Source organism: Mesorhizobium sp. M7A.F.Ca.ET.027.02.1.1 (assembly GCF_004022985.1).
Classification (GTDB): domain Bacteria; phylum Pseudomonadota; class Alphaproteobacteria; order Rhizobiales; family Rhizobiaceae; genus Mesorhizobium.
In genome coordinates, this window is sequence record NZ_RZOL01000810.1 from 1 (window position 1) to 1,011 (window position 1,011).

General features: G+C 62.8%; 1 protein-coding gene. It reads right to left on the reverse strand.

Going from position 1 to position 1,011, the window contains the following annotated elements; translation table 11 throughout:
* Positions 1–100: 100 nt before the first annotated feature.
* On the reverse strand, positions 101–721 hold the full coding sequence (locus EN749_RS36325) for a nucleoside triphosphate hydrolase (RefSeq protein ID WP_127808309.1): 621 nt from the start codon (positions 719–721) through the stop codon (positions 101–103).
* Positions 722–1,011 lie beyond the last annotated feature (290 nt).

Here is a 1,011-nt window from a genome sequence, read left to right on the forward strand (position 1 = left end):
GCCTTGGTTGCCATTAGAACCGAATCCCTCTTTTGGCACAATTGCCGTGTCGGGATAACGGCCTGAAAGTCTTAAGGTTCCCCTTGCGCAATCCGTCGAATCAAGCGGAAAGGCCGATCACCAGATCGGCAGCCCGGCGCCGCGCCAGCACGCGCTCGATGTTGGGCAGGTCGTTGGACGCGATCCAGGCGCGCGCATCTTCATCGGAGCGGCCATGTCCGTGCCAGCGCTCCATCAGCCGGCGCTCGAGTTCGTTGCGCGGCACGTCGACGAAGATCGAGAAATCGAACAGCGGCGCCAGCCGCGACCACGGCTCTTCGTCGAGCAGCAGATAGTTGCCCTCGACCAGGATGAACTTGGTTTGCGTGGCGACGATCGAGGCGGCGGCGCGCGACAGTTCCATGCTGCGGTCGAAGACCGGGATGGCGATGTCGGGTTCGCCGGCACGGATACGCTTCAGCAGGGCCTCAAACCCGGCAAAGTCGAAGGTTTCCGGCGCGCCCTTGCGCGCGCGCAGGCCGCGCCGCTCGAGCACGGCGTCGTCATAGTGGAAGCCGTCCATCGGCACGACTTCCGAAGCACCTTCGGGCAGCAGTTCATGCAGCCTTGCCGACAGCGTCGACTTGCCGGAGCCTGGTGGACCGGCAATGGCGACGATGAAGCGGTTTGCCTTGCCGGCGCGTTTGAAGATGGTGGCGGCGAGATGGGCGATTTCGGACATGAGAGCCTCGCTTGCCTGGATGATCGGCACGATAATTTCCGCTGTATCTTGTCGGCAGTTGGCGGAAATTTCAAATCGGGATTTGAGCTATTGGAGGCGGTCTTTTGCCAAAGTTGGCGCCGCCCCTCATCGCCCTGCCGGGCACTTCTCCCCGTATAGTGACGGGGAGAAGGGGCCAGCCGCAATCTCGGCGCCTACTCTGTAACGCTGGTAGTTGGCGAAACCGGTGATGAGAGCACCCCTCTCCCCGTCACTATACGGGGAGAGGGTGCCGGCAGGCAGGTGAGGGG